The following is a 17,034-nucleotide window of genomic DNA, read 5'->3' as shown; positions in this document are numbered from 1 at the left end:
CCTTGCTACAAAGTCAACTCTTTCATTGTCCCGCAAGAGAGTAGATCTCGCCAGCCAGAATCCCCAACAGGATCAGGATTCCCAGAGTCAGGGCGCTACGCAGCGGAAAGAACCAGGTGGGCCAGGAGATAGCGCGGCGCTGCAAGCGGTAATCAGCCAACCACTGGGCGACAAAGCCCAGCATCAGCAACAGCGTCGCCAGTAGAGGCGTCCACCACAATGCGAAAAAGCCCCAAAGCGCCGGAATAACACTCCAAAGGAGCAAGGGCCCGGCCTCATCGGGGTTTTGCGTTCGATCCAGGGCAAGGCCCCAGTGTATGGCACCGAGAAAGCTGAGGATGATAGCGGCGTAGATATTTCCAAGACTTACGGCAATGATGCCGTATCCCTGCACTGCGGCAATATCGGCGACAATGAGGGGGATCAATCCCGTCCCACCGAGGATCTGGGCCAGGCGCATACTGCTTTTTTGCTCATTCATGTGCTTCTCCACTAAACATTTGTTGCCTGCGAAGCAGGGGATGCGCGATCATCTCGCGCAGGAGTTCCTGGCCACCCACCAGAGCAAGGCTCAAGCGTGAGCGCGCCCGCGTAACTGCGGTATACAATAATTCCCGATGGAGAAAATCCCGGTCTTCCGCTGCCGCCAGGAAGGCACAATGACGATATTCGGAGCCCTGGGATTTGTGTACCGTCAAGGCAAAAACCGTTTCCACGTCGCGCAGGCGCAGGGGTGAAAACCAGCGAATCTCAGCGTTGGCGCCAGCAAAGGCGACCTGCATTTGCGTTTGACCATCCGCCAACTTGAGGGGCAGGGTGATACCAATCTCGCCGTTCATCAATTGTAGACCATACACATTGCGCGTGATGATTACCGGCCGACCGGCGAACCACTCTCTATGACTTGGCACAACACCCTGGCGCTGCAGGAGCTGGGTCACCTGCCGATTCATGGCGCCGACCCCCCAGGGGCCATCGCGCCGGGCACAAAGCAGCTGAAACTCGGAAAATGCCCGCAGACATTGCCGCGCGAGTTCTTCGGGCGGCAAACGCCGACGCAATCCAGTCTGCAGCTGGCGAAAAAAATGCAGGTAACCGCGCGCATCTACCTGCTCTTCCCCCCATCCATGCAAGAGAAGGGCATCGAATTCCTGCGGGTTCGTGGGCAGGAAGAGGCGGAGATCGGATTCCGGCTCGTCCAGCAAAGCGGCAATCTGCGTGTCCTGCCCGCAGCGAATCTGTTCGGCCAGCCGGCCAATGCCACTATGGGACGCGAAGCGATAGCTGTGACGCAGCAAGGCTACGGATTGCTCGCGGGCACTACCCGCCTTCTCCGGCACGGGCAAGTCACAGGCACAGGTAGCGGTAATCCAGCGCCGTGTGTCCTCGCCATAACGCGCCCATTCCGCGTTGGCGCAGAGCTCCGCGAGGACTGCCCCGGCCTCCACCGAAGCGAGCTGATCCCTGTCCCCCAGCAGGATCAGGCGGGACGATGGCGGCAGGGCATCAAGAATCCGCGCCATCAATTCCTGGCTGAGCATCGACGTCTCATCGATGACCAGCAGATCGACGGCGAGCGGTTGACCGCGATGATAACGGACTCGGCCATCGGCGCGCAGACCCAGGAGACGATGGACGGTTTCCACCGCCCGCGGGATCGCGGCGATGACTTCCGGCGGCGCCAGATCCTGCGCCTCGCCGTCCAGGGATTGGACCAGGCTTTGACTGAGGCGCGCGGCGGCCTTGCCGGTGGGTGCCGCCAGACGAATACGCAGCGGTCCCTGGGACTGCGGCAAGGCACCTTGCAGGGCAAGTCCCTGCAGCAGCAACAGAAGACGCAGCACTGTCGTGGTTTTTCCGGTACCCGGGCTGCCGCTGATGACCCCCAGTCGATGCCGCAACATCAAGGCACAGGCGATGCGCTGCCAGTCTGGCTGTAGCGAACGCGATGGGAATAGCCGATCTAGCTGGGCGGCAACCAAATCCGCTGGTGGCAGTGGCAGGGCTGCGAGTCGGGCGCGGACACCTTCGACGATGCGCTGCTCGTCCTGCCAGAAACGTCGCAAGTACAGCCTTCCGTCGCTCAGGACCAGGGGCGTCGTTCCCTCCCCCGTCGCCACCAGCAACGGGGCTTGGTGCAACCAGGCCTGCCACTCGGCGAAGCGCGGCCACCAGTTCTGGAGAAAGGGATTTTCGCCAGGGGCGTCGGCAAGGAGATCGAGATGTACCTGACCCTGCGCTGCCTCGTAACTGCACCGGGCGGCCGCCAGCAGCAGCGCAGGCGGCGCGGAGGGATCCAGGCTGCGCAAAAACAGGGCGAATTGTGCATCCCAGGGGCGCAGGCAAGCTTGCTCAACCGCCTCGCAGAGGAGGCGGCGTAGTGCATCACGCTCCCGCTTCCCGCAGTCCAGCGCAGGGATTTTCATGGTCTAACCTCGCTTGCCCGGAAAATCGGCTCCAGGGCGGGATAAAATCCCGGCTCCGGCTGCAGCAAGATACTCGCACTTCCTCCCTCCGCTATTCCACGCAAAAAGAGTGCCAGAGCCCCTGCCGGCTCATCCTCCCATCCCCGGCTGCGCAGCAGGCGCCGCAAGGCAACCAGATAGAGCCCCAGCTGCAGATCATAGCGTTGCGCGAGCAGGGCATCGCGCAGCGCCTGCTGATGATAGGCAGCAGGCCCCAGACCCAGAAAATTTGACTTATAATCAATAAGGTAATAGCGATCTTTCCAGAAAAAGACGAGATCGATGAACCCCTTGAACATCCCCCCAAGGCGGCGGCTGTCCAGGGCCGGACGCGGCACATCGGGAAGGAGATGGGCATTGACGATGCGGTCGATCTGCTGGCTCTCGATGTTCTGCACTGGCAGCCAGAACTCCATCTCTGCCTGGTACTCCTGCAGATCCTGCAAACGCACCGTTTCCCCTTCTGCCAGGGCGAGCGGCAGGGCAAGAGTTTGCAATAACCAGTCCTGCAGTTCGGCGGCGTGCCGGGACCAGGATTGCCCCTGGCCACGACGCAGGATCTCCTCGTGCAGAATCTGCGGACTCCGGGAAATGGCAGCGAAGCCCTGCTCCGCCATCCAGCGCAGAAGATCATGCAGCAGGATACCCGTCGCGGCTCCCGGCAGGAAAAGCAGATGCGTGGACGGCTCTATCGATTCCTCCATCTGCTCCTCTTCCCATAACTCGGCAAGCCGTTCCAGGGGCTGATGATGGCCACGCTGCAAGGCCGAATAGCTGGCAATCCACCAGTCGTTTTCCTGCGCTCTGGCAATACGCGGGCGCAAGGCGGGCGCCTGCACAAGCGGCGGCGACAGGATGGCAGGGGCATCCTGCAGAGCAATCGGGGATATGCCAATCTCTGGGACATTGGCGAAGAGTTCCGCTACTTGCTCGGGCGAGCCTTTCCCGTCCTCTGCCCCATACAGAAGCAGATGCGCCAGGGCCGATGGTTGGTGGTCGGCGCAGCGGCCAATCCCCACCCAGACGGCAAATTGGGCACGCGTCAGGGCTACATAGAGTTTGCGAATATCCTCCTGCAGTCGCTCCCGCTCGGCGCGTTCCTGTTCTGCAGCATCTGCCGGTCGCAAGATGCGCTGCCCCTGTTCTTCGCTGATCTGCAGGCATTTGCCGGAATTGCTCCAGGCGTTGAGCAGGAAGGGTAAAAAAACGATGGGATACTGCAGCCCCTTGGACTTGTGGATGGTGATCACCCGCACCAGATCTGCATCGCTTTCCAGCCTTAGCAGCGTTTCTTCATCGCGGCCTGCCTGCCTCTGGCGCTGCTCCGCCAGAAACCGGAGCACGGCGTGCTCGCCCTGCAATTCTTGCGCGGCATGCTGCAAGAGCTCGGCGAGGTGCAGGAAATTGGTCAAACGCCGCTCTCCATCCGCCGTGGCTCCGCGCAAGAGCCGCGCCGGCAAGGAAAAATCCTGAGAGAGCCGCAGCAGCATGGGGAGCACTCCGCGCTCCCGCCAGATCTCGGCATAATGCCGAAATTGCAGCAGGCGCTCTTCGCGCAGGCGATCATCGTGCTGCAAGGCAGCAAGTTCTGACCAATCGAGACCGAGGAGCGAGGTAGCCAGAGCGGTGCCCACTGCCTGCTCATCGTCGTATGCCAGACAAGCCGTAAGCAATCGTTCCAGATCTGTGGCTTCCGGACTTTCGTATACCGACTGTTGCTCAGAGAGATAGACGCTGGCTACCCCGCGCTGGCGCAAAGCCGCACGCAGCACGTCTGCCTCCGTGCGACTATTGACGAGCACGGCAAGATCAGCGGGCTCCAACGCCCGCGCGCCTGACAAGGAACGAAACCCCGCCTGCCCGCTGCGCCCGGCCAACAACAGGGCGACAATCCGTTCGGCACAGGCAGCGGCCATACAATCGGTATATTCGCCCTTGTTCCCTGCCGCGTCCTCCGCCAGAACGGCAAATTGCAGAGCGAGAGTCTCTTCTTCGATCCAAAAAAACTCCTCCTGCAGCCCGGCGGCCTCTACGGGCAGATAGGGGACCGGATTTTCCTCTCCCTGACGCAGACCGAATACGCCCTGCGGGTGGCGCGCTTCCAGGGTCAGAAAGAAGGTATTCAGGGCCGTCACCAGCTGCTCGCTGGAGCGATAATTGCGGCCGAGACGATAAATTTCCGCGCCGCAGTCCTGCTGAGCGCGCAGATAGGTGTGCAGATCTCCACCGCGAAAGCGGTAGATGGACTGCTTGGGATCACCAATGAGCAGGAGCCCGCCCTCTGCTTCCGCGCTGCCGTAAATGGCATCCAGAATGGCATATTGGTAGGGATCGGTGTCCTGAAATTCGTCTACCAGGGCCCAAGGATATTGCTTGGCCAGATGCTCGGCGAGAAGCTTTCCGGCCTCCCCTTGCAGCGCATTGCGTAACTGCCGCAGGATCCCCTGAAAGTCGATCTGCCCCTGCTCCTGTAATTGCTGCTTGCGCTCATCCAGCCACCCCAAGGCATGGGTAAGCAGCGCCGCCCGGGTCTTTTCGCGCTGCTCTTGCAGGGTATGGAGATAGCTGTGCAGCTCTTCGATCAGCAGCAGCGCCGGATGGCAAAGCTGCGCGTTGTCGCGAGCGGCTTCCTGCATCCCCGCCAGACTCAGGCGCTGCCACGCCGAATTCGTCAGAGAGGGAGCAGCCAGATCCTGCTCTGCCGTCCAAGATCGTAGAATAGCGAGCCAGTTGCGATAATACCGGGACTGGAACTTCTTTCCGTCAACCTGCTTGCTGGCACTCAACTCGTCCAGCCAATCCTCCAGGGGGTCCAGTTGCTCCGCCAAGCGCTCGCGCAAGGATGCCAACTCGCTTGTGGCATTTTCCCAAAGGCGATGCAGCAGGGCCGCGGGTTCCTCTCCGGGGACAAACCCTTCGCTTTTATCGAGGTATTCCTGCAGCACGCCAAGGAGTTTCTCGGGATCGAGGAGCTCCTTCCCGCAACGTCGTAGTTCCTGCATCTCGGGGTAGGGCAAGGGATGCAGAAACAGACGCAGATAATCCTGCAGCAGTTCGCCATGTCGCGTCTGAGCGTCGGTCAACACCTGCAGCGCAAAATCATTGCCCATGGCAAAGGCGTATTCTTGCAGGACCCGTTGTGCCCAGGCATGGATGGTGTAAATGGCAGCCTGGTCCATCCCTTCCGCGGCGCCATCGAGAAGGCGGGCCAGGCTCGGCCAGGCTTCTCGCGGATAACTCTCGCGCAGCGCCTGCAGGAATGCGTCGGCGTTGTCGCTCTGCCCGGCAAAGAATCCTGCGGCCTCGTGCAGGCGGCGGCGAATGCGGGCGCGTAATTCGAGGGTGGCGGCATTGGTGAAAGTCATCACCAGAATCTCTTCCGGCAGGAAGGGACGGGCACAAGCATGGCCCAGCACCAGGCGCAGGTAGAGGGCGGCAATGGTGTAGGTCTTGCCGGTGCCGGCGCTGGCCTCGATCAGGCGTCGTCCAGCATGCAACGGAAAGGAGAGAGGATCGAGGAGGTCGCCGCCGCTCACGCCTTGCCGTCTCCCTGCTTGCGTAGCTCCGCGCCACGTTCCACGGCATCTTGCAGAGGCCGGAGAAACCGCCGGCAAAGCTCTGTCAGTTCCGCGGCGTCGTCTGCCAGCGGCGGCTGGGGCCAGACCCGTCGCACCTCTTCGTCCTTTTGCACGAGATCTGCATGTTGCCGGCGAACGAATTGGAGATCGATCGGCCCCTCCGCGTCCCCTTGCCAAGCTGCGGCCAGCAGGGGCAGCAGCAAGGGCAGCGGTCGCCGCCGCGCCTCCAGCGCGAGCTCGACGAGCTCCGCGAGATGCGCGCGCGCCCAGGCGGGCTCCATCGGCGCAAGAAGAATATCGCTATTGTCCCTGGCCAGGAGATGGGTGCTGACGGCCCAGCCATCGGTATGCAACGCTAAATGCTCGATCCAGTGCGGCCAGACTTTTGCCCATTCGATATTCTTGCCCCTGCCGATCTTGCTGGCCGACCAACGCAGCAGGGCATGCGCACCTTCGGCACTGCGACGCAGACCGCCAATCTCTCCTACCAGCTCCGTACCGGCGTGCTGCAGGCACAGACCCTGGGGTGGAAGCGCGTCTGCATACTGTGCCGCAAGTGCGAGATAGCGCTGCAGAGACTGTTCCAGGTCGTGTGCCAATTCTTCACCAAGCAAGCGGCCAACGGCTCCGGCAGGCAGGTCACCACGCCGCGACTGGCGCAACAACTGGCGCTGGAGGACCGCCATGGCGCCACCGGCATCCACTTCCTCCTGCTGCACCGCCGCGATCAGCTCGCTGCGGATTTGCCATTGCTGCAGGGAATCCAGGGCGAAGGGCTCACAGTCCTCGGCGATTTGTTCATCGCTGTCGCGCAGACGGACACCCAGCCCCTGCTGCAAGAAATACCGCGCGGGTCTTTTTCCCAACTCCTGCAGTTCGCGTAGGGTCAGATAGCGCCGTTCCGCGACCGGTAAGACCGTTTCTGGCGCTGGCACGGAGTCAGACTCCCACCATTCCCGCGCAAAGGTGAAGTACGAGGTATTTTCGCCGAGATACTGCTGACTGAAGGCCTGCAGGGGATAGCTGGTCGTCAGTGCCGCCAGCAGGTCTTTGCCATGCAACTCCTCACCACTTTGTTCCGCCCGCCAGACCCGTGCCAGGTGGTCACGCAGCTGCGCCACCAGAACGGAGGGCGGCTCCTCGCTATCGTCGCGCGGGCTGCGTCCCGACCAGAAGATCTGCAGTGCGTCGCGGGCGGACAGCAAGGCTTCGAGAAAGAGATAGCGATCATCTTCCCGCCGCGAGCGGTCGCCCGGGCGATAATCACCACGCAAGAGGTCGAATGCCGCCGGTATTTGCCGCCGCGGGTAGTCTTTCTCGTTCATCCCCAGCAGGTAGATCCGGCGGAAAGGGATGGCACGCATGGGCATCAGGGTGGCAAAGGTGAGACCACCGGAAAAGAAGGCGGAGCCGCGCGTTGCCTTGACAGCGATGGCGGCACGCCAGGCCTCGCCAACAATTTCAAGGGAGAGCGGCACCGTAAGGTCCGCTCCCGCGCAGTCTTCGACCCATGCCTGCAGAGCCCCTTGCGCCAGCAACAGTTCTTGCTCTTCCTCTCCTTGTGCTGCAAAAAAAACGGCCAGCAGTTCCTCCAGTTTGCCCTGCCAGATTTTCGGCGTGGCGGGGGTCTGCAGGCGCGTCTGCCACTGGGAAATGCTTGCCAACAACTCGATGAAAGGAGCGAGACGCGCTGCCGCATCCACCGGCAGATAACTGGGTTCCAGCTCAGCGCAGGCCTCGCCATGGGCCACAGCATAGCCAAGCAGGAGACGCTGGAGCGCAAACCACCAGGTGTGCGCTCCCTGCCCTTCCCGCCCCAGGCCCAGATTTTGCCGCTGGATATCGTCCAGCCCCCAACGGGCACCGGCGGTCTGCAGCCAGGAGCGCAGGAGGGGAACATCTTCGACGTCGATGCCAAAGCGCCGACGCAGGGCGGCGACCTCGAGCAGGTCCCAGAGCATGCTGGCGGGCAGTCGCGACTGCGGCAACCCAAGCAGCAGGTCCAAGGCGTGGAGGAGCGAGTTTTGCTGTACGGCTGGGGCATCGACAATGTGGTAGGGCAAATGCCGCGGGTCCGAGCCCAGATAGCGGCCAAAGACCGCATCGATGCGCGCCGCATAGGTATCCAGCTCCGGTACCATGATCAGGATGTCACGGGGACGCAGGCTGGCGTCCAGGCGCAGGGCTTCGAGAATCTGATCCTGCAGGACCTCGAGTTCTCGTAAGGGACCATGTGCCACATGAAAACGCAGGGAATCGTCGTGGGTGAGATCGATGGGCGGCCACAGCTTGCGACTTTCCGATGCCGGGCGCAGGAAAAGGATGTCATCCTGCAACTGCTGCAGGAGGGTGCGCGTTGCGCCGGGCCGGAACAGTTCGATACGTTCGTCCATCACCTGCAACTGCAGCTCGCTGGCGGTCATTTCCAAGGCGGCAAGATAGTCTCGACCGGTCTTGCCCCAGGCAGCCAGGAGCGGATGTCCATGTTCGATCGCGGCGTTGGCGTCCGCCACCTGGCGCGCACGCTTGCGGCCGCGCGCTTCTCGGCGCAGCAGATCATGCCCGGTAACGATGTCCCCCCAATAATAGGAACACGGATCAAGCACCAAGATCAGTACCGGCAAATGCTCCGCCAGTGCGGCCAGGGCAAAGAGGGTCTGCTGTGGCAGGGAAGAGATGCCGAAGACGACAAGACGCTGCGGCAATTCCGGCCAGGTTTCTGACTCCGCCAAACGATGGACGAATCGTTGGTGAATCTGGCCGCGCGATTCTCCGGGGCTTGCAGCTGCCTGCAGATCGGCGAGCAGAGCGCGCCAGAGTTGCGCCTGCCAGCGCTGCTGAGCAGGCAGAGGACGCGCCCGACCATCAGGACCGGGCAAGCTGTCGCGGCCAGCCTCCCAGGCCACCAGCCAGTCGGCGCGATAGACCTGGTACTGATCGTAGAGATCCGCCACCCGTTCGGCCAACTGAAAGCGCCTTCGCCCTTCCGGATCCCTCTGCAAATAGCGATGCAGCGGTGCATACACGGGATCGTGCAGCTCTGCCAACAGGCGAAAAAGTCGCCAACGCAGCCGCTCCTTGTCGAACGGCGAAGCGTCTGGAACTGCATCGCGTCCCAGCACGGCGCGGTAGGCTCGCCACAGAAACTGCGCTGGCAACAGGAAATCCAGACCCGCGGCAATCCCCTCGGCGGCAAAGCCCAACTTCAGCCACTCCGCCACCCCATTACTTTGCACCAGGATCGTCTCGCGGCTGAGGGGCGACAGGGGATGCTGGCTACACCATTGCACCAACAAGTCACGCAGATCCTCCGCGCGCTGACTATGGACGAGGGTGAGCTGAGGCGCTGCCATGTTATGAGTCAGCGACCCGTTTACCCATCAGGCTCGGCCAGGCGGCACGCAGATATTCGATCATACTCCACAAGGTCATCGCCGCCGCGAGCAGGAGCAGGGCTATGCCTATGTCGCGGGCGGCAATCCCCCAGGCCACCGGCCCCGCATACAACAGGAATACGATGGCTAGCATTTGCAAAGTCGCCTTGACCTTTCCCAGCCAGGATACGGAAACCTTCTTGCGCTCACCGAGCTCCGCCATCCACTCGCGCAACGCCGAGATGGTGATCTCCCGGCCCACAATGATGCTGGTGAGGATGCCCGCAAGGATCGCCGGCATCTCGCCACTGGCGCAAATCAGGATCAGGGCAGTGGCGACCATGAGCTTGTCGGCCACCGGATCGAGGAAGGTGCCAAAGGGCGAAACGCCGTTATAACGACGCGCGAGGTAGCCGTCCGCCCAGTCGGTGAGGGCGGCAAAAGCAAAAATGGCGGTCGCTCCGTAACTGCGCTCCGTGCCCCCCAGGAAAAACAGCAGGACGAAGACCGGGATGAGCAACACCCGCAGCATCGTCAGAAAATTGGGCAAACGCGCCATCATGGCCGGGCCCCCGGATGGAAATGGTCATAGATCCTTTCAGCAAGTTCGCGGCGAATCCCTTCTACCCGCTGCAGGTCATCGACCCCCGCATCACGAATACCCCGCAATCCGCCAAAACGCCGCAACAAGGCGCTACGCCGTTTGGGCCCAATACCGTCGATCACATCGAGCTCCGACTCCTGGCGTGCCTTCGCCCGCCGTGCGCGGTGGCCGGTAATGGCAAAACGATGTGCCTCATCACGAATCTCCTGAATGACCAGGAGAGCGGGATCATCGGCGGCAAGTTGCCGCGGCGCCGACCATTGCGGTGCATGCAGCGACTCCAGACCAGGGCGGCGACTGGTACCCTTGGACACACCACAGAGCTGAACACTGTCGATCCCCAGCTCGGCGAGCGCCGCCACAGCGCGCGCCAATTGTGCTGGTCCGCCATCGATGAAGACGATGTCGGGCAGGCTTTGGCCTTCGTCCTGCAGCCGCGCGTAGCGGCGCAAGACTGCCTGCTCCATGGCGGCATAGTCATCTCCCGGGGTGATCCCTTTGATGTTGAAACGGCGATAGGCGTCCTTGCGAGCGCCATCGGCATCGAAGACCACGCAGGAGGCCGTGGCCGCCTCGCCGCGGGTATGGCTGATATCGAAACATTCCAGACGCTGTGGGGGTTCTTCCAGAGCAAAGAGCTCCTGCAGGAGTTGCATGCGCCGCTGCCCCTGGCCAGCCTGCTGCGCCCGGGCGCGCAGGGCGAGGCGCGCGTTGGTTTCCGCCATCTGCATCCAGCGCTTGCGCGGGCCCCGTTGCGGCTGATCGATGAGCACCTTGCGCCCGGCGAGCTCGCTCAGTGCCTCCTGCAAGGCGGCGGCGCCCCGCGGCAGCAGATTGAGCAGCAGATTGCCCGGGATTTCCCGATCGGCGTAGTACTGTCCGAGAAAGGCGGCCATCATTTCCGGCCCACGCACGCCTTCGGCATGCCTGGGGAAGAGCGAGCGCCCCCCGAGCTGTCTGCCGTGACGCAAGAAGCTGAGATAGATGCACCACTGGCCATTTTCCTCGACGGCGGCCAGCACATCAAAATCCCCACCGCCAGACTGGGCGACGTACTGCCGCTCCTGCATCTTCGACAGCGCAGCGACTTGATCCCGCAGGCGCGCTGCCTCTTCGAAGGCCAGATTTTCGGCGGCGGTCTGCATGCGCTGCTGCAAGCCCTGCAAAACCTCATCACTGCGCCCCTGCAGAAACTGCAATGTGGCCCTGACATCCGCCGCGTAGTCCTCCTGACGGATATGCCCAACGCAAGGGCCACTGCAGCGGCGAATCTGATAGTGCAGACAGGCCCGGCTGCGGTTGCTGAAAACGCTGTCCTCACAGGTACGCAGGCGAAAGGCCTTCTGCAGCAACACCATGCTCTCGCGTAGAGAGCTGACCGCGGGATAGGGACCAAAGTAGTGACCTTTGGCCCGCTGCGCACCGCGGTGAAAACCCATGCGCGGAAACGCAGTATGGGTCTCGATCAGCAGGTACGGATAGCTCTTGTCGTCCCGCAGAAGGATGTTATAGGGCGGATGGTGACGCTTGATGAGCTGCGCCTCGAGGACCAGGGCCTCGGTTTCGGTATGGGTGTGAATGACTTCCACCCGCTCTACCTGCTGGAGCATGGCCTGGGTCTTGGGACTGTGGCGATTCTTGTGGAAATAAGAACTGACCCGACGCTTGAGGTTACGCGCCTTGCCCACATAGAGGATCTGCCCAGCGCCGGAAAACATTTGGTAAATGCCGGGACCCGCACTCAGCTGGCGCAAAAAGTCTGCGAGGACGAAGGGTTGCTCCGCCTCCCGCAGCAGCGTGGCCTCTTCCGACTCAGTCGGACTGGGTTTCATCGAGACGGCGCAAGTAGTCCCAAGTGTAGATGCCGGTTCCATGTCCATCACTGAAGTGTAGCTGCACGGCATAATTACCGACAGGTTGGATATCCACGAGATTGACATCCTCTTTCCCGGTAATGACCTGTGCCTGATCTGGCGTATGCCCCTTACACTCGGCACAGGGGCACTCGACACGTAGGTGTTCAAAGGTCAGACGACTGGTGTGACCGTCGCCCCACTCAATCTCCATCACCTTGCTGAGCATGAGGGGACGAATTTCGATGGGCTGGGTACGCGCTGACATGAGGGCCTCGCTGGTCAGAATAATGGCCCTAGGGTACAATCCGCGCCCAGCAAAGGGAATGCCTTACAGGACTGCACATGAAAATCTCCGCTTTCGATATCCGCCCCGGCAACATCCTCGAATACGAGAAGGGCCTGTGGCGCGTACTCAAGACTGACTTCGTCAAGCCCGGCAAGGGTGGCGCCTTTGTGCAGGCGGAGATGAAAAACATCGAGACCGGCACCAAGACCAACCAGCGCTTCCGCTCGGAAGAAAAGATGGAAAAGGCCGTGGTCGAACCGCGCAAGATGCAGTACCTCTATAACGATGGTACTGGCTATGTTTTCATGGATAACGAAAGCTTCGAGCAGATGACCCTGAGCGAGGATCTGCTGGAAGGCCAGACTGGCTACCTGTTGCCCAACACCGAGATTCAGGTCAACCTGCACAATGAGCGGCCGATTGGCGTCGAACTGCCTCCCGTCGTCATTTTAGAAGTGGTTGAAGCCGAGCCCGCCATCAAGGGGCAGACCGCCACGGGCTCCTACAAGCCAGCGCGCATGGAAACCGGCATCACCGTGCAGGTACCGCAGTTCGTCAACAATGGCGAAAAGATCCGCGTCAATACCGTGGACGGCACCTATATCGATCGCGCCTGAACGAGGCGGGGTCCGACAACAAAAAGCCCGCCAATGGCGGGCTTTTTGCTTTCACGACTGCGGCTGCAGCAGGCGGCTTAGTTCGCCTTGGCAGGAATCACCCAGACAAAGACTTCGTTCTTGCCCACCAGGCCAAGGTTCCGCCGTGCGAGGCCGGCAACCGCACCAGAATCATTTTGCAGACTGAGGACTTCGGCGGCGAGCTTGTCGTTCCGTTTTTCCAGTCTCTGTGCATCGCTCTGGCGCTGTTCCACCTGCGCATGCAGTTGCGCTACCGACCACCAACTACCGGCGCCGAACCACAGGAAATACTGCAGGCCCAGCAGGACCGCCAGCAGGAGCCAATCGACACGACTTAGCCCGCCGATGCGGGAAACCGCAGCGCGAGCCGAATCCAGAGAAGCATCCCAAACGACGGCCATGACATCCTTTGCTACAAAAAGTTACTGAGTTGACTACAGTATTAGTCCAGATTGTAAAAAGCTGCAAGGCCCGGGAAGCGTGCGGCATCGGCAAGTTCTTCTTCGATGCGCAGCAGGCGGTTGTATTTAGCCACCCGATCGGTGCGCGACAGGGAGCCCGTCTTGATCTGCCCACAACCAGTGGCCACCGCCAGATCCGCCAGCGTAGTGTCTTCGGTTTCACCGGACCGATGGGAGACGATGGCAGTGTAGCAGTGCGTCTTGGCCATTTCGATGGCCGCCAGGGTCTCGGTCAGGGTGCCGATCTGATTGAGCTTGATCAGGATACTGTTACCCACGCCGCGATCGATGCCCTCCCGCAGGATGCTGGTATTGGTGACGAAAATATCATCACCGACCAGCTGCAGGCGATCCCCCAAGCGGTCGGTGAGCTGCACCCAACCTTCCCAGTCGTTTTGATCCATACCATCTTCAATACTCAGGATGGGATAACGGTCGACCAAATCATTGAGGTAATCGACAAACTGGCCACTGTCCAGCGAGCGGCCTTCACTGCTCAGATGATAGTACCCGTCGCGGAAAAATTCGCTGGATGCCGCGTCCATACCCAGCCAGATATCCTCACCGGGGGTATATCCGGCCTGACTGATGGCCTCGACGAGCAGTTCCAGAGCCGCCTCGTTGGAGGGCAGGTTGGGGGCAAAGCCGCCCTCATCCCCGACGGTGGTCGCCAGGCCCCGACCATGCAGCACCGCCTTCAGCCGATGGAAGACCTCGACGCCCATCTGCAGGGCCTCAGAAAACGACTCCGCACCCGCGGGAATAAGCATGAATTCCTGCATATCGATGGCATTGTCGGCATGGGCGCCGCCATTGATGACATTCATCATCGGTACCGGCAACTGGATCGGTCCCAGGCCTCCCATATAGCGATACAAGGGCAGTCCCAAGGAGCGCGCTGCGGCATGGGCGCAGGCGAGGGAGACGCTGAGGATCGCATTGGCACCCAGGCGCGATTTGTTGGCCGTGCCATCCAGGGCACAGAGCTCGGCATCGAGTTCCGCCTGATTCTCTACCTCCATGCCGAGAAGAAGATCCTGGATTTCGCCATTGACGTTCTCGACCGCCTTGCGCACCCCCTTGCCGCCAAAACGCTCGCCACCGTCACGCAGCTCGACGGCCTCGCGCTCGCCGGTGGAGGCGCCGCTCGGCACAATGGCACGACCCATGGCACCATTTTCCAGGGTTACTTCGGCTTCGACAGTGGGATTGCCACGGGAATCGAGCACTTCTCGGGCATGGATCTGGACGATGGCGGTCATGGTAGTAACTCCTCAGGATGGTCTTCAGGGAAATCTTGCGCTTTGACGACGTGATCGATTTGTTGCAGTACCCGCAGGAGTGCTTCCATCTGCCCCAAAGGCCAGGCATTAGGACCATCGGAGAGGGCACAGCGCGGGTCCGGGTGGGTTTCCATGAACAGGCCGGAAACGCCCGCCGCCACGGCTGCCCGCGCCAGTACCGGTACGAATTCCCGCTGCCCGCCCGAGCGGTCACCCTGCCCCCCCGGCAGCTGTACCGAGTGGGTGGCATCGAAGACCACCGGGCACCCGGTCTGACGCATCACCGCCAACGATCGCATGTCAGAAACCAGATTATTGTACCCAAAACTGACGCCGCGCTCACAGACGAGGATGTCCTCGTTGCCGGTTGCCTTGGCCTTAGTCACCACATTGGCCATATCCCAAGGGGCCAGAAACTGACCTTTCTTGATGTTGACGGGCTTGCCCGCCGCAGCGACCGCCTGGATGAAATCGGTCTGACGACAGAGGAAGGCAGGGGTCTGCAGCACGTCCACCGCCTGGGCGACCGCTGCTACATCTTCCTTCTCGTGCACGTCGGTGAGCACGGGCACACCGATCTCAGTACGCACTTTTTGCAGAATCCGCAGCCCTTCCTCCATTCCCGGTCCGCGAAAGCTGCCACCCGAAGAGCGATTGGCCTTGTCGTAGGAGCTTTTGTAGATGAGATGAATGCCGAGACGATCGCAAATTTCTCGCAAGGATCTAGCACTGCGCAGCGCCAAGTCCTCGCTCTCGATGGCGCAGGGTCCGGCAATCAAAAAAAACGGCTCGCGCAGCCCTACCGGAAATCCCAACAGTTTCATCAGCGGCCCCCCTGGGTACGGTAACTCTGTGCGGCACTGACAAAGGCATCGAAGAGCGGATGACCTTCGCGTGGATTACTGGTGAATTCCGGATGAAATTGACACCCCAGAAACCAGGGATGATCCGGCAATTCGACTACTTCTACCAACGCACCATCGGCAGAGAACCCGGAAAAGCGCAGACCTGCCTTCTGCAATGGCGCCAGATAGCGATTGTTGAACTCGAAGCGATGGCGATGCCGCTCTTCGATTTCCCGGCGGCCATAGGCGCGTTCGGCCAAGCTGTCCGCTTCGAGCCGGCAAACCTGCGCTCCCAGACGCATCGTCCCGCCCAGGTTGCCGCCGGCCTCGCGATAGGTCACCTGTCCATCGGGATCGGTCCATCCTTGCATCAAGGTGATAACTGGTTCCGGGGTATTGGGATCGAGTTCGGTACTGTTGGCATGGGACAGCCCAGCACAGTGGCGGGCGAATTCGACGACGGCCAACTGCATGCCCAGACAGATCCCGAGGTAGGGAATCCGCTGTTCGCGCGCGTGGCGAATGGCGCGGATTTTTCCTTCCGTGCCACGTCCGCCAAAGCCGCCTGGCACGAGAATGGCATCGGCATCCGCCAGACACTCCGGCCCCCTTTCTTCGATTTCTTCCGCATCCACAAAGAGAAAGCGGATCTTGCGCCGGGCTCGCAGCCCCGCATGTAACAACGCTTCGGAAAGCGATTTGTAGGACTCCGTCAGCCCGACGTACTTGCCGACCAGCGCAATGCACAACTCTCCCTGCGGGTGTTCCATGGCATCGATGATGCCTTCCCAGACCGATAGATCCGGCTGCTGGGCAGGCAAATGCAGATCTTCCACCACCAGCTCGTCCAGCCCCTGGGCATGGAAAAGCAGCGGGATGCGATAGATGCTGTCGGTATCGATGGCGGAGATCACGGCGCGATCGGGCAGGTTGGAAAAGAGCGCAATCTTGGCGCGATGATCTTCCGGAATGGGGCGATCGGCGCGACAGAGCAGCACGTCGGGCTGAATGCCGATGGCGCGCAGCTCGCGCACGGAATGCTGGGTCGGCTTGGTCTTCATCTCCCCCGCCGAGGGCAGGTAAGGAACCAGGGTCAGGTGCAGGAAGATGGTATTGCCCCGCCCTTCTTCTACCGCCATCTGCCGGATGGCCTCCAGGAAGGGTTGCGACTCGATATCTCCCACCGTGCCGCCAATCTCCACCAGGGCGACATCCGCCCCTTCCGCGCCCAGGCGAATGCGGCGCTTGATCTCATCGGTGATGTGCGGAATGACCTGCACCGTGCGACCCAGATAGTCGCCGCGACGTTCTTTCTCGATGACCGTCTGGTAGACCAGACCGGTGGTGAAATTATTGCGCTTGCTCATACGCGCGGAGAGGAAGCGCTCGTAGTGGCCCAGGTCGAGGTCGGTTTCCGCCCCATCCGCGGTCACAAAAACCTCGCCATGCTGGAAGGGGCTCATGGTACCCGGATCGACATTGATGTATGGGTCGAGCTTGAGCATGGTCACCCGCAGGCCACGCGCTTCCAGCAATGCCCCCAGGGCCGCGCCCGCCGCACCCTTACCGAGAGAGGAGACGACCCCGCCGGTGACAAAAATATACTTGGTCATCGTGCCCCTCAGTCGCTCTGCAAAAACGCCT

General features: G+C 61.4%; 12 protein-coding genes. 1 reads left to right on the top strand and 11 read right to left on the bottom strand.

The annotated features are described in order from the left end of the window. Window positions 1–22: 22 nt before the first annotated feature. Genes MQE22_RS04815 through MQE22_RS04785 form a run of 7 tightly spaced genes read right to left on the bottom strand, consistent with a single transcriptional unit; the run spans window position 23 to window position 12,142 of the window. Entirely contained in the window at window positions 23–481 is a 459-nt protein-coding gene (locus MQE22_RS04815; RefSeq protein ID WP_255790184.1) for a DUF3429 domain-containing protein, read from the bottom strand. Further along, on the bottom strand, window positions 474–2,426 hold the full coding sequence (gene recD, locus MQE22_RS04810; RefSeq protein ID WP_255790183.1) for an exodeoxyribonuclease V subunit alpha: 1,953 nt from the start codon (window positions 2,424–2,426) through the stop codon (window positions 474–476). Before recD ends, MQE22_RS04815 begins: the two co-directional genes overlap by 8 nt. Then, window positions 2,423–6,001, bottom strand: coding sequence for an exodeoxyribonuclease V subunit beta (gene recB / locus MQE22_RS04805; RefSeq protein WP_255790182.1), 3,579 nt, complete (start codon window positions 5,999–6,001; stop codon window positions 2,423–2,425). The genes recD and recB overlap by 4 nt, the downstream gene beginning before the upstream one ends. Continuing rightward, the gene (recC, locus tag MQE22_RS04800; RefSeq protein WP_255790181.1) at window positions 5,998–9,396 is read right to left on the bottom strand and encodes an exodeoxyribonuclease V subunit gamma; all 3,399 of its coding nucleotides are present in this window, start codon (window positions 9,394–9,396) and stop codon (window positions 5,998–6,000) included. The genes recB and recC overlap by 4 nt, the downstream gene beginning before the upstream one ends. 1 nt (window position 9,397) lies before the next feature. Next, window positions 9,398–9,979, bottom strand: coding sequence for a CDP-diacylglycerol--glycerol-3-phosphate 3-phosphatidyltransferase (pgsA, locus tag MQE22_RS04795; protein ID WP_215871932.1), 582 nt, complete (start codon window positions 9,977–9,979; stop codon window positions 9,398–9,400). Beyond that, window positions 9,976–11,853 carry an excinuclease ABC subunit UvrC gene (uvrC, locus tag MQE22_RS04790; RefSeq protein WP_255790179.1) on the bottom strand — a complete coding sequence of 626 codons (1,878 nt, stop codon included), beginning with the start codon at window positions 11,851–11,853 and terminating at the stop codon, window positions 9,976–9,978. Before uvrC ends, pgsA begins: the two co-directional genes overlap by 4 nt. Next, entirely contained in the window at window positions 11,834–12,142 is a 309-nt protein-coding gene (locus MQE22_RS04785; RefSeq protein WP_215871934.1) for a gamma-butyrobetaine hydroxylase family protein, read from the bottom strand. Before MQE22_RS04785 ends, uvrC begins: the two co-directional genes overlap by 20 nt. A 77-nt stretch (window positions 12,143–12,219) precedes the next feature. Between MQE22_RS04785 and efp the strand changes: the two genes are divergently transcribed. After that, on the top strand, window positions 12,220–12,780 hold the full coding sequence (gene efp, locus MQE22_RS04780) for an elongation factor P (protein WP_215871935.1): 561 nt from the start codon (window positions 12,220–12,222) through the stop codon (window positions 12,778–12,780). A 77-nt stretch (window positions 12,781–12,857) separates the two neighbouring features. Here efp and MQE22_RS04775 read toward each other — a convergent pair whose 3' ends face one another. The 4 genes from MQE22_RS04775 to MQE22_RS04760 are packed head-to-tail and all read right to left on the bottom strand — an operon-like array spanning window position 12,858 to window position 17,003. Further along, window positions 12,858–13,202 carry an FtsB family cell division protein gene (locus MQE22_RS04775; RefSeq protein ID WP_215871936.1) on the bottom strand — a complete coding sequence of 115 codons (345 nt, stop codon included), beginning with the start codon at window positions 13,200–13,202 and terminating at the stop codon, window positions 12,858–12,860. 41 nt (window positions 13,203–13,243) lie between these two features. After that, a complete protein-coding gene (gene eno / locus MQE22_RS04770) occupies window positions 13,244–14,524 on the bottom strand; it encodes a phosphopyruvate hydratase (RefSeq protein WP_215871937.1) in 1,281 nt (426 codons plus the stop codon). Next, window positions 14,521–15,369 carry a 3-deoxy-8-phosphooctulonate synthase gene (gene kdsA, locus MQE22_RS04765; protein WP_215871938.1) on the bottom strand — a complete coding sequence of 283 codons (849 nt, stop codon included), beginning with the start codon at window positions 15,367–15,369 and terminating at the stop codon, window positions 14,521–14,523. The genes eno and kdsA overlap by 4 nt, the downstream gene beginning before the upstream one ends. Beyond that, window positions 15,369–17,003, bottom strand: a complete 1,635-nt coding sequence (locus tag MQE22_RS04760; protein ID WP_215871939.1) for a CTP synthase — start codon at window positions 17,001–17,003, stop codon at window positions 15,369–15,371. The genes kdsA and MQE22_RS04760 overlap by 1 nt, the downstream gene beginning before the upstream one ends. Between the last annotated feature and the right edge of the window lie 31 nt (window positions 17,004–17,034).

The sequence above is a fragment of the Acidithiobacillus sp. YTS05 genome, assembly GCF_024396695.1.
GTDB lineage: Bacteria > Pseudomonadota > Gammaproteobacteria > Acidithiobacillales > Acidithiobacillaceae > Igneacidithiobacillus > Igneacidithiobacillus copahuensis.
Note: the sequence above shows the minus strand (reverse complement) of the source record. Positions and strands in the feature narration are given on the sequence as shown.